Origin of the sequence: Microbacterium sp. dk485 (genome assembly GCF_004570445.1) — a bacterium.
In the GTDB taxonomy this organism is placed as follows: Bacteria; Actinomycetota; Actinomycetes; order Actinomycetales; family Microbacteriaceae; genus Microbacterium; species Microbacterium wangchenii.
In genome coordinates this window covers 1,692,691-1,715,113 of the sequence record NZ_SPQW01000001.1, presented here as the reverse complement: position 1 = coordinate 1,715,113, position 22,423 = coordinate 1,692,691, and the positions used below count along the sequence as shown (strand labels likewise).

The 22,423-nt window shown below is 70.5% G+C and carries 20 protein-coding genes; 2 read left to right on the top strand and 18 right to left on the bottom strand.

The genetic code is table 11. The annotated features are described in order from the left end of the window. Window positions 1–11 precede the first annotated feature (11 nt). From E4V99_RS08065 to E4V99_RS08035, 7 genes are all read right to left on the bottom strand, one after another. The gene (locus E4V99_RS08065; RefSeq protein WP_135116879.1) at window positions 12–788 is read right to left on the bottom strand and encodes an electron transfer flavoprotein subunit beta/FixA family protein; all 777 of its coding nucleotides are present in this window, start codon (window positions 786–788) and stop codon (window positions 12–14) included. 155 nt (window positions 789–943) lie between these two features. Continuing rightward, window positions 944–2,125 (bottom strand): thiolase family protein, encoded by a 1,182-nt coding sequence (locus E4V99_RS08060; RefSeq protein WP_135116878.1) that lies wholly within the window; start codon window positions 2,123–2,125, stop codon window positions 944–946. After that, entirely contained in the window at window positions 2,125–3,315 is a 1,191-nt protein-coding gene (locus E4V99_RS08055) for a bifunctional 2-methylcitrate synthase/citrate synthase (RefSeq protein ID WP_135116877.1), read from the bottom strand. Before E4V99_RS08055 ends, E4V99_RS08060 begins: the two co-directional genes overlap by 1 nt. Window positions 3,316–3,339: 24 nt before the next feature. Beyond that, entirely contained in the window at window positions 3,340–4,239 is a 900-nt protein-coding gene (prpB, locus tag E4V99_RS08050; protein WP_135069751.1) for a methylisocitrate lyase, read from the bottom strand. 109 nt (window positions 4,240–4,348) lie between these two features. Then, the gene (locus E4V99_RS08045; RefSeq protein WP_135116876.1) at window positions 4,349–5,875 is read right to left on the bottom strand and encodes an MmgE/PrpD family protein; all 1,527 of its coding nucleotides are present in this window, start codon (window positions 5,873–5,875) and stop codon (window positions 4,349–4,351) included. Beyond that, window positions 5,872–6,504: a GntR family transcriptional regulator gene (locus E4V99_RS08040; RefSeq protein ID WP_135116875.1), complete on the bottom strand. Its 633-nt coding sequence runs from the start codon at window positions 6,502–6,504 to the stop codon at window positions 5,872–5,874. Before E4V99_RS08040 ends, E4V99_RS08045 begins: the two co-directional genes overlap by 4 nt. Window positions 6,505–6,634: 130 nt before the next feature. Beyond that, window positions 6,635–7,477 (bottom strand): hypothetical protein, encoded by an 843-nt coding sequence (locus tag E4V99_RS08035; RefSeq protein ID WP_135069759.1) that lies wholly within the window; start codon window positions 7,475–7,477, stop codon window positions 6,635–6,637. A 102-nt stretch (window positions 7,478–7,579) separates the two neighbouring features. Here E4V99_RS08035 and E4V99_RS08030 point away from each other — a divergent pair, with 102 nt between their 5' ends. Together E4V99_RS08030 and E4V99_RS08025 are read left to right on the top strand one after the other, a co-directional pair. Beyond that, a complete protein-coding gene (locus E4V99_RS08030) occupies window positions 7,580–8,497 on the top strand; it encodes an ABC transporter ATP-binding protein (protein ID WP_135116874.1) in 918 nt (305 codons plus the stop codon). Beyond that, window positions 8,494–10,116 (top strand): polyketide antibiotic transporter, encoded by a 1,623-nt coding sequence (locus tag E4V99_RS08025; protein WP_135116873.1) that lies wholly within the window; start codon window positions 8,494–8,496, stop codon window positions 10,114–10,116. Before E4V99_RS08030 ends, E4V99_RS08025 begins: the two co-directional genes overlap by 4 nt. A 25-nt stretch (window positions 10,117–10,141) precedes the next feature. Here the strand turns inward: E4V99_RS08025 and E4V99_RS08020 are convergent, their stop codons facing one another. The 11 genes from E4V99_RS08020 to rlmN all read right to left on the bottom strand — a co-directional run bounded on the left by E4V99_RS08020 (window position 10,142) and on the right by rlmN (window position 22,381). Further along, window positions 10,142–10,624 (bottom strand): NUDIX domain-containing protein, encoded by a 483-nt coding sequence (locus E4V99_RS08020; protein WP_135069768.1) that lies wholly within the window; start codon window positions 10,622–10,624, stop codon window positions 10,142–10,144. A gap of 1 nt (window position 10,625) precedes the next feature. Continuing rightward, window positions 10,626–11,639, bottom strand: coding sequence for an aldo/keto reductase family protein (locus E4V99_RS08015; protein ID WP_135116872.1), 1,014 nt, complete (start codon window positions 11,637–11,639; stop codon window positions 10,626–10,628). A gap of 41 nt (window positions 11,640–11,680) precedes the next feature. Further along, window positions 11,681–12,310, bottom strand: a complete 630-nt coding sequence (locus tag E4V99_RS08010) for a response regulator transcription factor (protein ID WP_135116871.1) — start codon at window positions 12,308–12,310, stop codon at window positions 11,681–11,683. Further along, window positions 12,307–13,488 carry a sensor histidine kinase gene (locus E4V99_RS08005; RefSeq protein ID WP_135116870.1) on the bottom strand — a complete coding sequence of 394 codons (1,182 nt, stop codon included), beginning with the start codon at window positions 13,486–13,488 and terminating at the stop codon, window positions 12,307–12,309. Before E4V99_RS08005 ends, E4V99_RS08010 begins: the two co-directional genes overlap by 4 nt. Continuing rightward, entirely contained in the window at window positions 13,489–14,352 is an 864-nt protein-coding gene (locus E4V99_RS08000) for an ABC transporter permease (protein WP_135069780.1), read from the bottom strand. It abuts the gene before it with no gap. Continuing rightward, a complete protein-coding gene (locus tag E4V99_RS07995; protein ID WP_135069783.1) occupies window positions 14,349–15,224 on the bottom strand; it encodes an ABC transporter ATP-binding protein in 876 nt (291 codons plus the stop codon). The genes E4V99_RS08000 and E4V99_RS07995 overlap by 4 nt, the downstream gene beginning before the upstream one ends. 302 nt (window positions 15,225–15,526) lie before the next feature. After that, entirely contained in the window at window positions 15,527–17,566 is a 2,040-nt protein-coding gene (locus E4V99_RS07990; protein WP_135069786.1) for an ABC transporter ATP-binding protein, read from the bottom strand. Next, entirely contained in the window at window positions 17,563–19,296 is a 1,734-nt protein-coding gene (locus tag E4V99_RS07985) for an ABC transporter ATP-binding protein (protein ID WP_135116869.1), read from the bottom strand. Before E4V99_RS07985 ends, E4V99_RS07990 begins: the two co-directional genes overlap by 4 nt. A gap of 111 nt (window positions 19,297–19,407) precedes the next feature. Continuing rightward, a complete protein-coding gene (locus tag E4V99_RS07980) occupies window positions 19,408–20,244 on the bottom strand; it encodes an ABC transporter permease (RefSeq protein ID WP_240742742.1) in 837 nt (278 codons plus the stop codon). Next, a complete protein-coding gene (locus E4V99_RS07975) occupies window positions 20,241–21,110 on the bottom strand; it encodes an ABC transporter ATP-binding protein (RefSeq protein WP_135116868.1) in 870 nt (289 codons plus the stop codon). The genes E4V99_RS07980 and E4V99_RS07975 overlap by 4 nt, the downstream gene beginning before the upstream one ends. Before the next feature lie 14 nt (window positions 21,111–21,124). Continuing rightward, window positions 21,125–22,381, bottom strand: coding sequence for a 23S rRNA (adenine(2503)-C(2))-methyltransferase RlmN (gene rlmN, locus E4V99_RS07970; protein ID WP_135069793.1), 1,257 nt, complete (start codon window positions 22,379–22,381; stop codon window positions 21,125–21,127). Window positions 22,382–22,423 lie beyond the last annotated feature (42 nt).

Below are 22,423 nucleotides of genomic sequence, written 5' to 3'. Positions count from 1 at the left end.
CTCGATGCCTCTCACACCAGGCGGTTCGACGCCAGGAAGTCGGCCAGCTTCTCGCCGGCGTCGCCCTCGTCGGTGATCTTCACGCCCGCCTCGCGCGGGGGCTTCTCCGAGACGGCGATCATGATGGATCGCGCTGCACCCGGGTCCATCGGGTCGACCTCGAGGTCGGCCAGCGACAGCGTCTCGAAGGGCTTCTTCTTGGCGGCCATGATGCCCTTGAAGTTGGGGAAGCGCGCGTCGGGAAGGGCTTCGGTGATCGAGATCACCGCCGGCAACGGTGCCGACACCGTCATGGTGCCCGCGTCGGAGGCGCGCGCGCCGCGCACGACGTCCTCGCCGATCTCCACCGAGCTCAGCGCCGTCAGATGCGGCACCTGCAGCAGTTCGGCGAGCATCGCCGGCACGACACCGCCCGTGCCGTCAGTGGACTGGTTCCCCGCGATCACGAGATCGAACCCGGTCCGCTTCACCGCGGCCGCGAGAACCTCGGCGGTCAGGCCCATATCTGCGCCCCGCAGACCCTCATCCACCACCTGCACGGCGGATCCGGCACCCATGGCCAGGCCCTTCCGGACCGTCGCCTGCGCGCTTTCGGGCGCCATCGACAGGACGACCACCTCGGTGCCGGCGTTCTTGTCCGCGAACGACAGCGCCACCTCCAGTGCGCGCTCGCCGATCTCGTCCAGCACGCTCTCGCTCGCTGCTCGATCGGCCAGACCCGTCTCCAGAGAGAGCTTGCGGTCCCCGTAGGTATCCGGGACTTCCTTGACCAGGACGACGATCTTCATGTCATCTCCTCACGATGCTTCGAGTCTACGGCGCGGAACGCAATGTACCCAATCCGGCGCCTGCGCGGTTCACCCGGGCACTCACACCGCGTTTATGTATACATACCGTGGCGCGCACGCGGCGGCATGTCGACCCCTGGTCTCGCGGTGGCGGCTCAGCAGTCCCACCGGCGGAGCAGAGCCGCGAGGGCCTGGCCTCCCCCGATGCACATCGTGACGACGGCGTATTCGAGGTCGCGGCGGTGCAGATCCATCGCCGCGCGCAGGGTGAGGATCGCGGCCGTCGCGCCGACCGGGTGACCGAGGGCGATTGCGCCGCCGTACGGGTTCGTCTTCGCCGGGTCCAGTCCCGCATCGCGGATGACGGCGATGGCCTGCGATGCGAAGGCCTCGTTGAGCTCGATGACGTCCACATCGCTCGGCGAGAGACCGGTCTGCTGCCACAGCCGATCCAGCGCGATCACGGGCGCATAGCCCATGATCTCCGGCTCGATGCCTGCCGTCACGACCGCCTCGATCGTGGCGAGGCCGCTCAGGCCGCGCTCGCGGGCGTCCGACTCGCGCATGAGCACCGTCGCGGCGGCACCGTCGTTGATGCCGGAGGAGTTGCCCGCCGTGACGCTGCCACCCTCCTCGAATGCCGCACGCAGCCCGGCGAGCACCTCGACCGTCGTGCCCGGGCGGGGATGCTCGTCGACGGAGACCTCGACGGGGCGGCGAACGCCCGTGGTGACCGGCACGATCTCCTCCGCGAACGCCGCACGCGCCGCATCCGATGCCGCCCGTCGCTGGCTCTCCACTGCGAACTCGTCCTGCGCCTGCCGGCTCACCCCGTAGCGCGTCGCCACCGTCTCGGCGGTGGTGCCCATGTGCCGGCCGCTGAAGGGGTCGGTGAGGATGGCGAGCGTACCGTCGAGGAGCTTCCGGTCGCCCAGCCGCGCGTTGGACCGCGCCTGGAAGTCGAGGAACGGCGTGCGCGACATGCTCTCGTCGCCGCCGGCGACGACGACGTCGACGCCGCCCCACAAGAGCTCCTGCGCGCCCGACCAGATGGCCTGCAGGCCCGATCCGCACAGGCGGTTGACCGTGAACGCGGGGATACGCGGGTGCAGGCCCGCGGCGAGCGCGACGCGCCGCGCGTTGTACGCGTCGGGACCGTTCTGGGCGATGCATCCCATCACGACTTCGCCGACGTCCTCGCCGGAGACGCCTGCCCGCGCGAGCGCCGCCGTGACCGCCGTCGCGCCCAGCTCGTGCGCCGGCACGCTCGACAGCGACCCGGCGAAGCTGCCGACGGGCGTGCGGGCGCCGGCGAGGATCACGACTTTCTCGGTCATCAGCCCGCCGCTTCCTCCGCGCGCTCGGCGACCTCGATCACCGCGGTGTCGGGGACGTACCCCTCGATGTGCCGCTCGTCGGGCCCGTTGTACTCCGACAGCGGGCGGATGAGGGCGTTGGCGGCCTGCTGCTCCATGATGTGCGCGGTCCAGCCCGTGATGCGGGCCGCGACGAACAACGGCGTGAAGGTGAGGATGTCGAACCCGATGAGGTCGTACGCGGGGCCCGACGGGTAGTCGAGGTTCGGGTAGATCCCCTTGCGCTCGACGAACTCCCGCTCCAGGGCGTCGTACAGCTCGGCAACGTCGGGGCGGTCGTAGTGGGCGACGAGGGTCTCCAGCGCCGCCTTCATCGTGGGCACCCGCGAGTCGCCGCGCTTGTACACGCGGTGCCCGAAGCCCATGATCTTGCGCTTCTCGGCGAGCGCGGCATCCAGCCACGGCACGACGTTCTCAGCCGTGCCGATCTCCTCGAAGATGTGCAGCACGGCCTCGTTGGCCCCGCCGTGCAGAGGACCTTTCAGCGCACCGATGGCGCCCACGACGGCGGAGTACAGGTCGCTGAGGGTCGAGGTGATGACGCGCGCGGTGAAGGTGGAGGCGTTGAAGGAGTGCTCGGCGTAGAGGATCATCGAGCGGTTGAACGCATCGACGACCACTGTGTCGGACTCCTCGCCGAAGGTCTGCCACAGGAAGTTCGCGGCGTAGTCGAGGTCGTCGCGGGGCTCGACGAGCTCCAGTCCCCGGCGCCGGCGCTGGCCATAGGCGACGATCGCGGGCAGCTGGGCGAACAGGCGGATGCTGCGATCCAGGTTCTCCTCGGGAGTGCCCACCGCGTCCATCACGTTGGCGATGCCGGCGGTGCCCTGCGCCCCGATGACGCTGACGGCGGTGCGCACCTCGTCCATCGGGTGCGCGCTGGTCGGCAGCAGGTCGATCGCGGACTTGACGTCGGGATGCAGCGCCCGATGCTGCCGCTCCGTGGCGCGCAGTTCCGCGAGCTGCTCGTCGGTGGGCAGCTCACCGTGCCACAGCAGGTACGCCACCGCCTCGAAGGGCTGCGTCGCCGCGAGCTCGTGCACGGGGTAGCCGCGGTAGAGCAGGCTGTTGGTCTCCGGGTTGACCTTGCTGACCGCCGTGTAGTCCACGACGACGCCGGCGAGGCCCTTCTTGATGTCGGTGTCGGTCATTGCCGTTCCTTAGAGGATGCCGCGTCAGCGGGCGACGGTGAAGTTGAACACGCTCGTGTCGAAGTGGTTGTAGCCCTCGTAGTCCATCAGGTCGTAGAGATCTGCGCGATGCTGCATCTCGTCGAGTTTCGACGTGAGATGGCCCTCGTCGACGAGCGTGTCCAGCGCGCGTTCGGCCGCCCCCATCGCCATGCGCAGCAGCGACACCGGCCAGATGACGATGTTCACGCCGACATCACGCAGCTGGTCGACCGAGAACAGGTCGCTCTTGCCGAACTCGGTCATGTTGGCCAGGATCGGCACGTCCACCGCCGCGCGCACCGCGGCGAACTCCTCCAGGGACCGCATCGCCTCCGGGAAGATCGCGTCCGCGCCGGCGTCCACGAGCGCCTTGGCGCGGTCGATCGCCGCATCCAGTCCGTCCACGGCGCGGATGTCGGTGCGTGCCATGATGAGGAAGTTCGGGTCGCGCCGCGCGTCGACGGCGGCGCGGATCCGCTTGACGGCGGTGTCGGCATCCACCACCGCCTTGCCGTCGAGGTGGCCGCACCGCTTGGGGTTCACCTGGTCCTCGATGTGCGTGCCGGCAAGGCCCGCGTCCTCGAGCGTCTGGATCGTGCGCGCGAGGTTCATCGGCTCGCCGAACCCGGTGTCGGCGTCGATGATGGCGGGGAGCTCCGTCATGCGGGCGATCTGCTGCCCGCGGCCGGCGACCTCGGTGAGCGTGGTGAGGCCGATGTCGGGCAGCCCGAGGTCGGCGGAGAGCACGGCGCCGGAGATGTAGACGCCCTCGAAGCCCTTCCGCTCGATGAGGCGGGCCGAGAGCGGGTTGAACGCCCCCGGGAACCGCAGCAGCTCACCCGTGGCGAGCCGCTCGCGGAAGAGGCGGCGCTTCTCGGCCGCCGGTGTCTGCGCGTACAGCATCAGCGTTCTCCTTCGTTGTCATGTCCGGAATTCAGGAGACACGCCGCGACGGCGCCGCTCCGGGGCATCCGGCGGCCGGTTTCTCCTGAGTTCTGAACAGGGCGGGGCATCAGAACAGCCCCTTCGGTGCGGGCGCCATGGCCAGCACGCCGGGCTTGGCGGTGATGTTCAGCTGCAGCACCTCGGCCGCGGTGAGCTCGGGAAGGCGCTGGGCCAGGTCGAGGAAGCGCTCGATCTCCTCCGGCAGCAGCACCGGCTCGGCCAGGAGCCGGAACTTGCGGACGTAGTCCTCCCGCGCGAACGGGCGGGCGCCGAGGGGGTGGGCGTCGGCGACGGCGATCTCGTCCTCGATCGTCGCGCCGTCGGCCAGCGTGATCACGACCCGGCCGCCGAAGGCCTTCTCGTTCGGATCCTCCGAATGGTAGCGGCGCGTCCACTCCGCGTCCTCGGCGGTGGTGACCTTGTGCCACAGCTCGACGGTGTCCAGGCGCCCCGCGCGCTCGGGGGCGTACGAGTGGACGTGGTGCCACGCCCCGTCCTGCAGGGCGACGGTGAAGATGTACGGGATGGAGTGGTCGAGGGTCTCGCGCGAGGCCGTCGGGTCGTACTTCTGCGGGTCGCCGGCACCGGAGCCGATCACGTAGTGCGTGTGGTGGCTGGTGTGCAGCACGATCGAGGCCACGTTCGCGGGATCGCGGAGCTCGGGATGCTCCGCCCCGAGGCGGCGCGCGAGGTCGATCCACGCCTGCGCCTGGTACTCCGCGGAGTGCTCCTTCGTGTACGAGTCGAGGATGCCGCGCTTGGACTCGCCCTCACCGGGGAGGGGCACGTCGTACGCCGCGTCCTTGCCGTCCAGCAGCCACGCGATGACGCCGTCTTCACCCTCGTAGATGGGCGAGGGACTGGTCTCGCCGCGCATCGCGCGGTCCACGGCCTCGACCGCCATCTTCCCGGCGAACGCGGGCGCGTGCGCCTTCCACGTGGAGATCTCGCCCTTGCGCGACTGCCGCGTCGCGGTGGTGGTGTGCAGCGCCTGGCCGACGGCCTGGTAGATCGTCTCGATGTCCAGGCCCAGCAGCGTCCCGATGCCGGCCGCCGCCGAGGGGCCGAGGTGGGCGACGTGGTCGATCTTGTGCTTGTGCAGCGAGATCGCGCGGACGAGGTCGATCTGGATCTCGTAGCCGGTGGCCAGGCCCCGCAGCAGCGCGGCGCCGTCACGGCCGGTGTGCTGGGCGACGGCGAGGATCGGCGGGATGTTGTCGCCGGGGTGGGAGTACTCCGCGGCCAGGAAGGTGTCGTGGTAGTCCAGCTCGCGCACGGCGACGCCGTTGGCCCATGCCGCCCACTCGGGGCTCGTGCGCCGCTCGAGTGCGCATCCGAAGACGGTGGCGCCGACGCCGCCGATCGAGACGGGGTGGTCCAGGGCCTGCTGACGGGCGGCGCTGACCGGGCGGCGGCTGAGGGATGCCGCGGCCACGGCGGCGTTGTCGATGACGCGGTTGATGATCATGTCGGCGACGTCTTCGTCGACGGCGACCTCGTCGGTCGCCACGCGCGCGATCGCCCACGCCAGCTGCCCCTCGCGGGGAAGGTCCTCGTCGCTGCGGTGCACGCGAACGTGGTGGGTGATGGTCATGGCTGTTCCTCCGGGAGGGACTCGAGGATGGTGGTCAGAGCGTTGTGCAGGTGCACGTGGGTCGCGTGCGCGGCGAGGTCGGCGTCGCCGGCGGCGATGGCGCTCGCGATGAGTTCATGCTCGCGCGCCGATTCGCGCAGGCGTACGGGGTTGTCCCGCGCCATCCGCCGCACCCGCACGAGGTGCGTGCGCACCGTGCGCAGGGCGGAGGTCAGGTATTCGTTGACGACGGCCGCGTCGATCGCCGCGTCGAAGCGGGCGATGAGGGCGTAGTAGGCGTCGGCCCGGTCCGAGGGTTCGGCGGCGGCGAACTCCGCCGCGAGGGCGGTGAACGCGGATCGGTCGGGAGTCGAAGCGGCGAGCCGCGCAGCCATCTCCTCAAGGGCACGGCGCACGGTGAACAGTGCCCGGATGTCATCGGCGTCGATGCCGGCGACGACGGTGACGCGCGGCGAGGCCTGCTCCACGAGACCGTCGGCGGCGAGACGCCCGAGGGCCTCTCGCAACGGCGTGCGGCTCACGCCGAGTCGCGTCGCCTGCTCGACCTCTGCGAGAACCGCACCGGGGGGCAGCGCACCGGACTGGATCTCGTCAAGGAGCGTCGCGTAGGCGCGGTCACTGGCCCGCATGGCTGCTCCTTCGGCGATCATCTGAACTCCAGTGTATACACCGAAGAGATCCGATCTCGAGATCGCCCGAAATTCACGCTTTTAGGTATACATCAGTTTCAGCAGCACGGGCGCCCGGTGCCGCATCCCGTCAGCCGTTGCTGCCCTCCGGGATGTAGACGGGCGACCAGTTCTCGGTGAGGTGTCCGATGATGAGGGCGCCCGCGGGCACCCCGGTCGGGGCGTCCCGCAGCTTCGGATGATCCGTCGCCAACTCGGCGAGCACGGCGTCCCGCACCCGGACCACCTGGGCGGCGCGGTCGCTCCCGAGTTCGGCCAGCACGTCGTTCTGGATCTTCGCTACCCCTTCCCGCAGGAGCGGAGCCGCGTTGAGATACGCCATCGGAATGGCCATGTCCATCTCGTGACGGGCCTCGGCATCCCGATGGCGCGTGGCCACCACCCACACCAGCGTCGCGAAGGACACGACGGCACCCGCCAGGGCGCCCTCCACTCCGGGCAGGTCCCCGTTCGCCAGCGCGACGGTCGTCACCGCGAGGAGCACGGGGGTCGGTGCCAGGGCGCGCGGGAAGGCACGGCTCAGGGTGCGCGTGCGTGCGACGGCGAGAAGCAGAAGGTCCATCGCGGCCACCGCCAGGCCCAGCCAGCCGGAGACGCCCGTGTCGGTGGGAATGCGTTGCACGCCGAGGGCGGTGACGAGCGCGAAGGCCGCCGCCAGGAGCGTGAAGAACAACAGCCACCCCAGCCATCCGCGATGGGGATCGCGCGGACCGAACCGCTCGCGGAGGGCCCGGTTCACCTCCCGCCGCGCGGACTCGGCCACGCCGCGCGCCGCGTGCCACGTGCGATCGGCCAGCCCCTCGCCGGCGACCCCGTCGATCGCGGCGCGCTCGACGTGCGCCGCGTTCAGGTGCCCGCGGACCACCTGCAGCGAGGCGATCCGGGTGTGGGTGATCAGCGCGTCATCGGACATCGTGCTCCTTCGCCGGCCCCAGTGTGCCGGGCCGGCATCGCATTCCGCAAATGCCGGTCCGGGGGGATGCCACCAACCCCGCACCGGCGTAGCGTCCCGCCCATGGAAGCTGTCATCCGCACGCGCGGGCTGCAGAAGCGCTACGGACGCGTTCTGGCGCTCGATGGGCTCGACCTCGACGTGTCACCCGGCGAGATCCACGGGTTCCTCGGCCCGAACGGAGCGGGGAAGTCGACGACGATCCGGATCCTCCTCGGCCTCGCACGCGCCGGCGGCGGCGAGGCGTCCGTCCTCGGAGGTCATCCGTGGCGCGATGCGGTCAGGCTGCATCGACGGATCGCCTCCGTCCCCGGCGACGTCAGCGTGTGGCCGAACCTCTCCGGCGGCGAAGCCATCGACCTCCTGTGCCGGCTTCGCGGGGGCGGGCGCTCCGCCGCCTACCGCGACGAACGGGCGCGCCTCCAGGAGGCTTTCCAGTTCGATCCCCGCAAAAAGGGCCGTGCGTACTCCAAGGGCAACAGACAGAAGGTCGCCCTCATCGCCGCGTTCGCCGTTCCCGCCGACCTCTACATCCTCGATGAACCCACGAGCGGGCTCGACCCGCTGATGGAGATGGTGTTCCAGCGGGAGCTGATGCGCGTGCGGGAAGCGGGGAGTTCGGTGCTGCTGTCCAGCCATATCCTGTCCGAGGTCGAGCAGCTGTGCGACCGGGTGAGCATCATCCGCGCGGGCCGGGTGGTCGAAAGCGGCTCGCTCAGCCAGCTGCGCCACCTGACCCGCACGCAGGTCTCCTTCGCCGCGCCGGACGGGCAAGTACTGCCACCCGTGCCCGACGCCCACGACCTGGAGGTGAGCCAGGGGCGCATGCGGTTCACCGTCGACAGCGATCGCGTGGTCGCGGTGCTTCCCGCCCTCGTCGACGCCGACGTCGCGGGGTTGCGCATCGAACCCGCCTCACTCGAGGAGCTTTTCCTCCGCCATTACGGCGACGACGTGGCCGGCGAGCAGGCGCCGTCGTGACGCGATTCCTCCTGCTCCTGCGTCACCGCGCGCGGCGCGACGTCCTTCAGCTGGCGCTGTGGATCCTCGGCACGGTCGCGCTCGCGGCCGCCGCCTACACCGGTGTCCGCGAAACGTTCGGCACGGAGCAGGATCGCACCGCGTTGCTGGCTGCGGCGATCGCCAATCCCGTCATCCTCCTCTTCCGCGGACTGCCGTCCGGGTCGGAGGAGGGCGCGTTCATCGCGTTCCTGATCCTGCCGTTCCTCGCCCTCCTGGCCGCGTTCATGAGCAGCTTCCTCGCGGTGCGCCACACGCGTGCCGACGAGGAGCTCGACCGAGCCGAGCTCGTCGCGGCCACTCCCGCCGGACGCGTCGTCCCCCTGGTCGCCACCCTGACGCACGGCGTACTGGCCAATGCGGTGCTCGCCCTCCTCGTCTCGACGACCCTTATCCTGCTGGGCCTGGGCAGGGGCGGGAGCATCCTCGCCGGCGCGGCCAGCGGCGTCACCGGCATCGTCTTCCTGGGCTTCGCACTGCTGGCGGCCCAACTCGTGCGCACCGCGCGCGCGGCGAACGCGGTCGCGGTCTGGGCGATCCTCCTCAGCTATCTGGCGTGTGGGATCGGCAACGCCCTCGGAACCCCCCGCGCCGACCTGCAGGAGATGGAGAGTGCGCCACTGGCGTGGTTCTCGCCGTTCGGCTGGGCGGAGAACACGCGCCCGTTCGATGCGGACGATCCGCGCCCGCTCGTCCTGAGCGCCCTGCTGGCCTCCGTGTGCGCGGCTGCAGCCGGTCTCGTGCAGGCCCGCCGCGATCTCGGCGGCAGTCTGCTGCCCGAGCGCCTCGCTCGTTCCACGGCGACGCGCGCTCTCGCGGGCCCGTGGGGACTGAGCTGGCGGCTGTCGCGGGGCGCGATGCTGGGGTGGGCGGTCGCCGGGCTGCTCGTCGGGCTGCTGTCGACCCGGCTGTCCGACCTCATCTCACGGATCGGCGACACCATCCCGTCGGTGGAAGCCCTCCTCGCCGCGCTCGGGACGAACGGAACGCTCGCGCAGGACACGGTGACGATCTTCTTCACGCTGACGGGCGTCCTGGCCGCGTGCGCCGGTGTGCAGACCGTCGTCCGCGCCCGCCAGGAGGAAGTGCGCGGCACGGCGGAGCCGGTGCGTGCCGCCGCCGTCGGTCCCGTGCGCTGGCTTGCGGGGTATCTCGTCATCGCGGGAGCGGCCATCCTGGCCACCGTCGGCAGCGCGATCGGAGGAGCGATCCTCGGCCTGGCGTCGCTGGAGGACCCGGATTGGTCCTTGGCGGAGGTGGCCCTGATCGCCGGCCTCGGTCAGGTGGCCGCGGCGGCGGTCTTCGGGGCGGCAGCCGCAGTCGTCTTCGTCGTCGCCCCGCGGCTGAGCATCGCCGTGGGCTGGACGCTCATCGCGCTCGCGACCGTCGTCGGCCTGTTCGGGCCGCTCCTGGGCTTTCCCGACGCCGTCGTGAACCTGTCGCCGATCGCCATCACCCCGGTCGTGGCCGGCAGCGACGTCGACCCGCGCGGGCTGTGGTGGCTCGTCACGGCGGCCGTCGCCGGCACCGCCCTGGCCCTCGCCCTCATGCGCGGGCGGCAACTGGCACCCGCCGAGTGAGGCCCCCGCCCGTCGCGCGGCAGGGTCAGATCTCCGCGAGGTGTGCGAGGAGGGCGTCGAGCGCGGGGCGCTGACCCTTCACGAGGCGCTCGCGTGCCTCGTCGGGCGTGCACCATTCGATGCGGTCGACCTCGGGAAAGCGCGCCGTCCTCCCCGAGCGGGGCGGCCACTCCAGGTCGAACTCGCCGAAGTCGAGCTCGTCGGCGGCCGGGTCGAATCCGTCACCGTCGGCGACGAACACCACGATCTTCTTACCCGACGAATACGCGAAGGTGCCGAGCGCCGCGTACTCGGCGTCGGGCGGATCGACCCCGAGCTCCTCGCGGAACTCGCGGCGTGCCGCATCCAGTGCGCCCTCGGCGTCGATGTCGTACTCGCCCTTGGGGATCGACCACGCTCCGGCGTCCTTGGACGCCCAGTACGGCCCGCCCATGTGCGCCAGGAGCACCCGCACCACGCCCTCGCCGCTCAGGCGGTAGAGCAGGATGCCGGCGCTCCTGGCCGCCATGTCAGGTCAGCCGGCGCTTCGGCGAGACGGTGTAGGTGTCTTCCGCGTCGCGGTTGACGGTGTCGCCGAGGGCCTCGTCGATCGCGGCGAGCGTGTCGGCGTCGAGCGTGACGCCCGAGGCCTTGACCGTGTCGGCGAGCTGCTCGGGCCGGGATGCCCCGACCAGTGCCGCGGCGACGTTGGGGTTCTGCAGCACCCACGCGATCGCCATCTGCGGCATCGTGAGCCCCGCCTGCTGGGCGATGGGCTTCAGGCGCTGGACGGCGGTGAGCACCTCGTCGCGCAGGAAGCTCTTGATGAAGGTCGCGCCGCTCTTCTCGTCCGTGGCGCGGGAGCCCTCGGGCACCGGCTGGCCGGGCAGGTACTTGCCGCTGAGCACGCCCTGCGCCATCGGCGACCAGACGATCTGCGAGATGCCGAGCTCTTCGCTGGCCGGGACGACCTTGCCCTCGATGACGCGCCACAGCATGGAGTACTGCGGCTGGTTGGAGATGAGCTGGATGCCGAGGTCCTTCGCGAGCGCGTGACCTGCGCGCAGCTGCTCGGCGGTCCACTCGGAGACCCCGATGTAGAGCGCCTTGCCCTGGCGGACGAGGTCGGCGAAGGCCTGGAAGGTCTCCTCCAGCGGCGTCTCGTAGTCGAAACGGTGGGCCTGGTAGAGGTCGACGTAGTCGGTGCCGAGGCGCGTGAGCGATCCGTGGATCGACTCGAAGATGTGCTTGCGGCTGAGCCCGGTGTCGTTGGGTCCCTTGGGGCCGGTGGGGAAGTACACCTTCGTGAAGATCTCGAGCGACTCGCGTCGCTGCCCCTGCAGGGCCTTCCCGAGGATGACCTCGGCGGCGGTGTTGGCGTACGTGTCGGCGGTGTCGAACGTCGTGATGCCGGCATCCAGCGCGGCGTGCACGGTCTTCACAGCCGCGTCATCCTCGACCTGCGACGCGTGCGTCACCCAGTTCCCGTACGTGATCTCCGAGATCTTCAGGCCGCTGTTTCCGAGGTACCGATAGTTCACCATCCCCCTACGGTATCCGCGTCGCGCCCGTGCCCGGCCCGTGCTCAGCGAGCCAGCAGGCCGAGCTCCATCGCCCTCGTGACCGCTCGGGTGCGGTCATCCACCTCCAGCTTCGCGAACACGTGCAGAAGATGCGTCTTGACCGTGGCCTCACCGACGTGCAGCCGGGAACCGATGGCGCGGTTGCTCAAGCCGGCGGCCACCAGGCTCAGGACCTCCCGCTCCCGCGGGGTCAGCACAGGAGCGGGCGGCCGCGGATGCGAGGCCTGACGAACCAGCACGCGCGCGACGCTGGGGGCGAGGGCCACCTCCCCCGCCGCGACGGCACGGATCCCCGCGAGCAGTTCGTCCTCCGGCGCGGCCTTGAGGAGGTAGCCGCTGGCACCGGCGCCGATGGCCCGCAGAATGGCGTCGTCGGTCTCGTAGGTGGTGAGGATGACCACACGGGCCTCGGGAGCGACGGCGAGGATGCGGCCGGTGGCCTCGTCGCCGTCCATCCCCGGCATGCGCAGGTCCATCAGCACGACATCGGGTGGCGCCGCTTCGACCGCCGCGACCGCATCCTCCCCCGTGGCCGCCGTGCCCACGACCTGGAGGTCGGGGGCGGCATCGACGAGACCCCCCAGCCCCGTGCGCACGATGGGGTGGTCGTCGACGATGAGGACCCGGATCATGCGGATGCTCCCGCCGGGACGCGGGCGAGGAGGGTGGTCGCACCCGGGGTGCCGTCCACCACGAGGTCGCCCCCGAGGAGGCCGACCCTGGCACGGAGGCCGCTGAGCCCGAACCCCGCCGACGGCGCGTCAGGGTCGAAACCGCGCCCGTCATCGCGCACGCGGAGCTCGGCCCATCCCTCCCCAGCCCGCAGGCTCAACCGCACGCTGCGCGCACCCGCGTGGGCGCGCACGTTCGCGAGGGCCTCCTGCGCGCACCTCAGCAGCGCGACCTCGCTCTCGCGGTCCAACGGGATCGCGACGGCCGCGTCCACATCGACGTGCGTGCCCGTCTCCCGCGCGAACCGGTCGGCCAGGGCCTGCAGCGCGTCGATCACGCCCCCGCCGCGCAACTCGATCGGGGCGTTGCCGGCCACGAGGGCCCGCGTCTCGGCGAGCGCGCTGCGCGCGGACTCCTCCAGCAGCGCCAGCGTGTCGTCGACCGCCCCGCCGCCGGCCGCCTCGCGGCGAGCGCGCTGCGCGAGCAGCACCGTGCCCGCCAGTGACTGCGCGATCGTGTCGTGAAGTTCGCGCGAGAGACGCGCGCGTTCGGAGGTGACGCCCGCGTGACGGTGCAGCGCCGCCACCTCGTCCTGGGCGGCCGTCAGCTCCGCCAGCAGACGTTCGCGCTCTTCGGCGTACTGGTAGACGTTCGTGATCCACAGCCCCAGCACGACGCTGACGCCGAACGAGATCGCCTGCGTCAGTGCGGCGTTCGCCGCCCATTCCGGGTCGGACCCCATGCTCACGGCGAAGCCGGCGAACACGACGACCGCGGCGACGGCGGAGGTGATGACGGCCGCGGGGATCGTGGCGGTGAGGACCCAGATCAGCGGATACATCCAGAACTGGAAGAGCGCGTTGCCGGCCTCCACCGCCGTGAGGGCGCCCGCCGCCGTCACCGTGACGACGACCGACGCCCATGCCCGCGCTGATCCCTCCGCCGCCGGCCGTGTGACGAGGGCGAAGAAGAGGACGTACGCGATGACCCCGGCCACCACGAGCGCGACGTCCAGCGCCGACCCGGCTCCCGACGCGAACTCGATCGCGGTGACCACGCAGCACGCCAGCGCGACGGCGACCAGCGCGACGGCCCACCACCGGGAGGGGACCGCGCGCCGGTCGCTGACCTGGTTCATTCAGCCATCCTTGCGGATCCAGCGGAATGTCGCCCGTACGACGATGAGCCCCCCGACCAGCCACGCGAGCGTCACCAGGAGCGTGAGGCCGTGCTCCCACGACCCCGTCGCCTCCGCGGTGGCGAAGGCCTCGGGGAGGAACACCGATCGCATACCCTGGGCGAGCCACTTCAGCGGGAAGACGCTCGCGATGTTCTGCAGCCATTCGGGGAGCACCGAGAACTGGATGAACACCCCGGAGATGAACTGCAGCACCAGCACGATCGGGATGACCACGGCCGTCGCGCTCCGCCCGCTGCGCGGGATCGCACTCAGGCCGATGCCGAGGATCGCGCACGTGGTCACACCGAGCAGGAACACCCACGCGAACGTCGCCCAGCGCTCGGGCTCGGTGGGCAGGTCGACCCCGAAGGCCAGCACGGCGACCGCGATCAGGAGCGCCGCCTGCAGCGCACCGGTCACCAGCACCTGGCCGAGCTTGCCGATGAAGTAGGAGATGGGCGACAGTGGCGTCCCGCCCAGGCGCTTGAGGGTTCCGTCGCTGCGTTCCATCGCGATGTCGATGGCGAGGTTCTGGGTGCCCGACAACAGCAGTCCCGCGGCGAGCATGCCCGGCAGGTAGTACGCGGCCGACGACACCTCGTCTCCCGGAGGGCCGAAGGTGTCGGAGCTGAACGCCACGGCGAAGATGAGCAGGAACAGCACCGGGAACAGGAAGGTGAAGAACACCGAGTCGCCCTGACGGAAGTACGAGCGCACTTCGAACCCGATGCGAGACAGGCCCCGTCGCAGCAGGCGCCGGCCACCACGCGGGGTGGCGGGGCGGCTCACGGCCGGGGCGGCGGTGGGAAGCGTGGCGGTCATGCGCTCACTCCTTCGGTCTGGATGGATGCGGAGGGCTTGAGGAAGGACAGGTAGATGTCTTCCAGGCTCGGCCGGACGACTTCGAGGGAGGCGGGTTCGCCCGCCTCGGCGGCGAACAGCCGCGCGACCAGTTCTGCGGGCTGCTCGGTGCGCTCTTCGCGCAGCCGCCCGCCGTCGTGCCAGCGCACGACCGGAACGCGTGACTGGGGGCCGCCGAGGCTGTCGATCGGTCCGAGCGAGGCCAGCTCGCCCCCGACCAGGATGGCCGCGCGCTGGGACAGCTCCGCGGCCTCGTCGAGGTAGTGCGTCGTGAGGAGGATCGTGGTGCCCTCCCCCTGCAGACCGCGGATGAGGTCCCAGAACTGCCGCCGCGCCTCCGGATCGAACCCGGTCGTCGGCTCGTCCAGGAAGAGCAGCTCCGGACGTCCGATGATGCCGAGGGCGACGTCGACCCGCCGCCGCTGCCCTCCGGACAGGCGACGCACGGGCGTCTTCGCCTTGTCGGCGAGACCGACCGCGCCGATCACTTCGTCGACGTCGCGTGCACGCGGGTAGAAGCCGGCGAAGTGCGTGAGGAGCTCACGCACGGACGCACTGGGGGCCTCGCCGGTGTTCTGCAGCACGATACCCAGCCGGGCCCGCCACTCCAGCGTCGCGCGATGGGGGTCGGTGCCCAGCACCGATACGCGACCGCGGCTGCGGTCGCGGTATCCCTCGAGAATCTCGATGGCCGTGCTTTTGCCGGCCCCGTTGGGCCCGAGTAGCGCGAAGGTCTCGCCCTGCCGGATGTCGAAACTCACGCCGCGGAGGGCGTGGAAGCCGCCGCGGTAGGTCTTGTGCAGGTTCTCCACCTGCACCACTGGATCTGTCATGGCCCCAGGCTCTCGCCCGGGGGCATCCCGCCGCGACGACCGTCCGGTGGGTTTCCCGTCTCCACCGACCGGTGGATGAGCGGGCCCGTCAGGCCGGGCGGGGATCGGCCTCGTCGTCACGGCGGGCCCCGCGGGACGTCCACCGCCGATCAGCTGTCCGCCTGAAACCGAACTCCTCAAAACCGGCACCGACATGCCCGCGAAAGCCGGCTCCAACCGATTCCCGTAGCGAGAATTGCGGAGTTCGGGCTGCGGCCCGCGCGCCCGGACCCGCCCTAAACCCGCGGCCGGCACGCCGGATTTCAGAGCACGCCGGCGCCCTCGGTCTCCCGCCGCTCGTCCTCGTCGGCGGCATCCGCATCGGGATCGGTGGCCGCGTGCTGGAACTGGGCGTTGTACAGGCGGAAGTAGGCCCCACGGGCGGCGATGAGCTGCTCGTGGGTGCCCTGCTCGACGATCGCCCCGTCCTCCATCACGAGGATGAGGTCGGCGTCCCGGATCGTGGACAGGCGGTGCGCGATCACGAACGACGTCCGCCCCTGGCGCAGCGCCGCCATCGCGCTCTGCAGGAGCAGCTCCGTACGCGTGTCGACGGAACTCGTCGCCTCGTCGAGGATCAGGACGCTCGGGCGGGCCACGAACGCCCGCGCGATCGTGATGAGCTGCTTCTCCCCCGCCGAGATGTTCGACGCATCCTCGTCGAGTTCGGTGTCGTAGCCGTCGGGGAGCGAGTGCACGAAGCGGTCGACGTAGGTGGCCCGCGCCGCCTCGAGGATCTCCTCGTCGGTGGCGTCGGCGCGCCCGTAGCGGATGTTCTCGCGGATCGTGCCCGCGAACAGCCACGGGTCCTGCAGCACCATGCCGGTCTTGGCGCGCACGTCGTGGCGCGTCAGCTCGGCGGTGTTCTGGCCGTTGAGCAGGATGCGCCCGCCGTCGAGCTCGTAGAACCGCATGATGAGGTTCACCAGCGTCGTCTTACCGGCGCCGGTGGGGCCGACGATCGCGACCGTCTGCCCCGGCTCCACACGGAAGGACAGGTCGGAGATGAGCGGGCGGTCGGGCGAGTACGAGAACGACACGGAGTCGAACTCGATCGTGCCGTCGCCGTCCACCGGTGCCGGCGCATCCGCCGCATCCGGCTCCTGATCGGGCTCGTCCAGCAGCTGGAACACCCGCTCGGCCGAGGCGGTGCCCGACTGCACGACCGCGGCCATCCCGCCCAGCTGCGACAGCGGCTGGGTGAACTGCTGGGAGTACTGGATGAAGGCCTGCACATCGCCGAGCCTCAGCTGCCCGCTGGCGACCATGAGCGCCCCGAAGACCGCGATGCCCACATACGTCAGGTTTCCGATGAACGTCATCGCCGGCATCATGATGTTGGAGAGGAACTGCGCCTTGAACGACGCCTGGTACAGCTCCTCGTTCTCGACGCGGAAGGCCTCGCGCGAGCTCTGCTCGCGGCCGAACACCTTCACCAGCGCGTGACCGGAGAACGACTCCTCCACGCGGGCGTTGAGCCGTCCGACCTTGCGCCACTGCGTGCCGAACGCCTTCTGGGAGCGCGGCCCGATCACCCCGAACAGCACGGCCATGAGCGGGAAGCTGATCAACACGACGAGCGTGAGCTGCCACGAGATCGACAGCATCATGATCAGCACGCCCAGCACGGTGAGCACCGAGGTCAGCGCGCTGGAGAGCGACTGCTGCATCATCTGGGTGATGTTGTCGATGTCGTTCGTGACGCGCGAGATCAGCTCGCCGCGCTGCGTGCGGTCGAAGTAGCTCAGCGGCAGGCTGTGGATCTTGTCCTCGACCCGCTCGCGCAGGCGCCACATCGTGCGCACCATGATGACGTTGATGACATAGCCCTGCACCCACGACAGCAGCGAGGCGGCGATGTAGAGCGCCATGACGGCGGCGAGGACCTGCCCGAGCCTGGTGAAGTCGACCCCCTCTCCCGGCCGGAAGTTCTGCAGGTTCGCCACGACGTTGGCGAGGTCCTGCTCGCCCGACGCGGCCAGGCCGTCCACGACCTGCTGCTGCGTCGCTCCGGCCGGTGCCATCCGCGACACGACACCCTCGAAGAGGATGTTCGTCGCCTCCGCCAGGACCTTGGGCGCGAGGACGGCGAGCACGACGCCGATGGCGCCCAGGATCGAGACGATGACGAACGCGACGGCGTTCGGGCGCAGCAGCCCCAGGAGCCGGCGGAACGACGGGCCGAAGCGCGCGGGCTTGCCGGGCGCGACCGCGCCGCTCCAGTCGTCGGCGCCGATGCGCGCCTGCTCGGCCTGCTCCAGGTCGCGCTTCTCCTCGTCGGTCAGTTCGTTCTCGCCGGTCATCCGGTCACCTCCGCGGCCAGCTGCGATTCGACGATCTCCCGGTAGGTCGGGTTGTTCTCCACCAGCTCGTCGTGGGTGCCCAGGCCCACCATGCGACCGTCGTCGAGCACGACGATGCGGTCGGCGTCGGTGATCGTGGAGATGCGCTGAGCGACGACGATCTTCGTGACGTGGGGCAGTTCTCGCCACAGCGCCTGGCGCAGTCGCGCATCGGTGGACAGGTCCAGCGCAGAGAAGGAGTCGTCGAAGACGAGGATGTCGGGCCGGTGCACGATCGCCCGGGCGATCGCGAGGCGCTGCCGCTGCCCCCCGGAGACGTTGGTGCCGCCCTGTGCGATGGGCGCGTCGAGCCCGCCCGGCATCTGCGCGACAAAGTCGCTCGCCTGTGCGATCTCCAGCGCCTCCCACAGCTCGGCGTCGCTGGCCTCCTCCCGCCCGAACCGGAGGTTCGAGGAGACGGTGCCGGTGAACAGGAACGGACGCTGGGGCACGAGGCCGATCATGCGCCACAGGGCGTCGAGGTCGGCGCGGCGCACATCGACGCCGCCGACGAGGACGGCGCCGCCGGTGGCGTCGAACAGGCGCGGGATGAGCGACACCAGCGTCGTCTTGCCGGCACCCGTCGACCCGACGATCGCGACCGTCTCCCCCGGCTCGGCGGCGAAGGAGACGCCGGCGATGACCGGCTCCGCCGCCCCGGGGTACGTGAGCGCGGCGTCACGGAATTCGACCCGGCCACGGGCGGGGAAGTCCCGCTGGGCGTCGGCAGGCCGGCTGAAGGACGCGGTCGTGTCGAGCACCTCGCCGATGCGCTCGGCCGAGACCGCCGCGCGCGGGATCATCATCGTCATGAAACTCGCCATCATGACGCCCGAGAGGATGATCATGACGTACTGCATGAAGGCGAACAGCGTGCCGATCTGCACCTCGCCGGCGTCGACCTTCATCCCCCCGAACCACAGCACGGCGATGACCGTCAGGTTCAGGATCAGCATGACCGCGGGGAACAGCAGCACGAACAGGGAGCCGACCTTGCGGCCGACGACCATGATGTCGGTGTTGGCCTCGCGGAAGCGCCGCTCCTCGATCGGCTCGCGCACGAACGCGCGGATGACGCGGATGCCGGTGAGCTGCTCGCGCATCACGCGGTTGACCGCATCCAGCTTCCGCTGGAAACTGCGGAACAGCGGCACCATGCGACTGATCACGAGGAAGGCGATCAGCAGCAGCACCGGCACCGCGACGGCGATGATCCACGACAGGCTGAGGCTCTGCGACAGAGCGAGCACGATGCCCCCGACCGCCAGCAGCGGCGCGGTCACCAGGAACGTCGCCGCCATCATGGCGAGCATCTGCACCTGCTGCACGTCGTTGGTGTTGCGGGTGATGAGCGAGCCGGCGCCGAAGGCGGTCACCTCGCGCTCGGAGAAGGCGGACACCCGTTCGAAGACGTCGTCGCGGATGTCGCGGCCCGCGCGCATCGCGGCGCGCGCGGCGAAGTAGGTCGCCACGATCGACGCCAGGATCTGGGAGAGCGAGATCGCGAGCATGAACACGCCCGTGCGCCAGATGAACTCGGTGTCGCCCCGGGCGATCCCCTCGTCGATGATCTGCGCGTTCAGGCTCGGCAGGTACAGGGACGCCAGCGCCGACGCGGCCTGGAACACGAGCACGCCCACGAGCAGCCAGCGGGACGGCTTGAGGTAACGGATGAGCAATGAGACCAGCACGAGGACTCCCGGGCAGGGCGGCGCGATCGGACGCGCGGGTGGATCAGGCAAGCCTGCCACGGCCCGCCGACATCCGCATCGGTCCTGTCACCGCGTCCGCTGACGGCGGATTCAGGCGTCTTTGCGGATCCAGCGGAACGTCAGCCGCACGGCGATGAGGCCCACCACGAGCCACAGCAGCGTCACGATCAGGGTGAGCCCGTGCTGCCACGTGCCCGACGGCTCCACCGACGCGAACGACTCCGGCAGGAAGACCGAGCGCATCCCCTGCGCGAGCCACTTCAGCGGGAAGACGCTCGCGACGTTCTGCAGCCAGTCCGGCAGCGACGAGAACGCGATGTACACACCCGAGATGAACTGCAGGATCAGCACGATCGGGATGACGACGGCCGCCGCGCTCCGGCCGGACCGCGGCACGGCGCTCAAGCCGATGCCGAGGATCGCGCACGTGGTCACCCCGAGCAGGAACACCCACGTGAAGGTGAGCCAGCGCTCGGGGTCGGTGGGCAGCTCGACGTCGAAGAGGGTCGCGGCCACGGCGATCAGCAGCGCGGACTGCAGGATGCCGGTGATCAGGACCTGCCCGAGCTTGCCGATGAAGTACGACACCGGGCTCAGCGGCGTGCCCGCCAGCCGCTTGAGCGTTCCGTCGCTGCGTTCCATCGCGATGTCGATGGACATGTTCTGCAGACCCGACAGCAGCACGCCCGCCGCGACCATGCCCGGCAGGTAGTAGGCCGCGGAGGAGATCTCCTCGCCGGGCGGGCCGAACCCGTCGGATGCGACGACGGAGAAGATCAGCAGGAGCACGAGCGGGAACAGGAACGTGAAGAAGAGCGTGTCGCCCTGCCGGAAGTACGAGCGCACCTCGAAGCCGATGCGCGACAGACCCAGTCGCAGCGTGCGGCCGATGCCGAAGGACGCGCTGCGCGCGGCGACGGCGGTCACGCCGTCACCTCCGACGCTTCCGCGGCGTCCTCGCCGAGGAACGACAGGTAGATGTCCTCGAGACTGGGGTGCACGACCTCCAGCCGCTCCGGCTCGCCACCCTCGGCGACCAGCTGAGCCACGCGCTCGCCGGGGCGTCGGGTGCGCTCCTCGTGCAGGCCGTGCTCGTCGGCCCACCGCACGATCGGCACGCGCGCCTCCTCGCCGCCGAGCGCGTCGATCGGGCCGAGCGACGCGATCCGCCCACCCACCAGGATCGCCGCGCGCTCGGAGAGCACCGCGGCCTCGTCCAGGTAGTGGGTCGTCAGCACGATCGTGGTGCCCTCGTCCTGCAGGGACCGGATGAGGCCCCAGAACTGCCGCCGGGCCTCGGGGTCGAAGCCCGTGGTGGGCTCGTCGAGGAAGAGCAGTTCGGGCTGACCGAGGATCCCGAGCGCGACGTCCACGCGGCGGCGCTGGCCGCCGGAGAGCTTGCGCAGGCTCGTCTTGGCCTTCGCGGTGAGGCCGACCGCCTCGATGACGGCGTCGACGCCCCGCGGGTTCGGGTAGAAGCCGGCGAAATGCGCGAGGAGTTCCCGCACGGTCGCGGTGGGTGCCTCGCCGGTGTTCTGCAGCACGATCCCCAGGCGCGCCTTCCACGCCAGCCCGCCGTGCTGGGGGTCGACACCCAGCACCGACACGTCACCGGACGAGCGGTCGCGATAACCCTCGAGGATCTCGATGACGGTGCTCTTGCCGGCACCGTTGGGACCGAGGAGGGCGAACGTCTCGCCGCGGCGGATGTCGAAGGTCACTCCGCGCAGCGCCTCGAAGCCGCCGCGATACGTCTTCCTCAGATCCGAGACCTGGATGACCGCATCCGTCATGTCGGCCCCGCCGGTCAGCCCACGGGCGTCGCGGCGGCGACGACCTGGTCCTCTTCTGTGGCCACGAGCTGGCCGCATGCGCCGTCGATCTCCTTGCCGCGCGTGTCGCGCAGCGTCGTGGGGATCCCGGCCGCGTTGAGCCGGCGGACGAACTCGTTCTGCACCGGCACGTCGGATGCGGTCCAGATCGAGCCGGGCGTCGGGTTGAGGGGGATGGGGTTGACGTGCACCCATCCGCGGCCGCGGGCGTTGAGCTTCTCGGCGAGGAGGTCGGCGCGCCAGCCGTGATCGTTCATGTCCTTGATGAGCGCGTATTCGATCGACACGCGCCGCCCGGTCTTGTCGAAGTACGCGCGAGCGGCGTCGAGGGCCTCGTCGACCTTCCAGCGCGAGTTGACCGGGATCAGTTCGTCGCGCAGTCCGTCGTCGGGCGCGTGCAGCGACAGCGCGAACGTGACGGGGATGTTCTCGTTGGCGAGCTTCGTGATGGCCGGCACGAGACCCACGGTGGAGACCGTGATGCCGCGCGCGCTCATCCCGAGGCCGTGGTCCTTGTCCACCATGACGCGCACGGCCTGCATGACGCGGGCGTAGTTGGCCAGGGGTTCCCCCATGCCCATGAAGACGATGTTCGACACGCGCTCGGGCGCCTGCCCCGGTCCATCGGCGGGGCGACGGCTCTTCCCACCGAGCCCGCCCTCGGCGATCAGGCGGTTGGCGCGCACGATCTGCTCGATGATCTCGGCCGCCGACATGTTGCGCGTGAGGCCCGCCTGCCCGGTGGCGCAGAACGGGCAGTTCATGCCGCATCCGGCCTGGCTCGACACGCACAGCGTGATGCGGCCGGGGTAGCGCATGAGCACCGACTCCACGAGCGCGCCGTCGTGCAGCTTCCACAGGAACTTGATCGTGTCGCCGCTGTCGGTCTCCAGGCGCCGCACCTCGGTGAGCAGCGGTGGCAGCATGCCGGCGACGAGTTCGTCGCGACCGGATGCGGGCAGGTCGGTCATGTGCGCCGGGTCGGAGGTGTAGTGCGTGAAGTAGTGCTTCTCGAGCTGCTTCGCGCGGAAGCCCGGGAGCCCGAGCTCCTGGACCTTGGCCACCCGCTCCGACGGCGTGAGGTCGGCCAGGTGCACGGGCGGCTTGCCGCGCTTGGGGCTGGCGAACTGCAGGAGCGGCCGGCCCTCGGCATCCTTCTTCTGCGACCAGCCTTCTGTGGTGGGGCGCACCTGGCGGGGCTTGGTGGTGCGCACGGGGGGCTGATCGGTCATGGATTCCAGGCTACCGGGGCCGCCTGCACGCAAGCTGTTCTT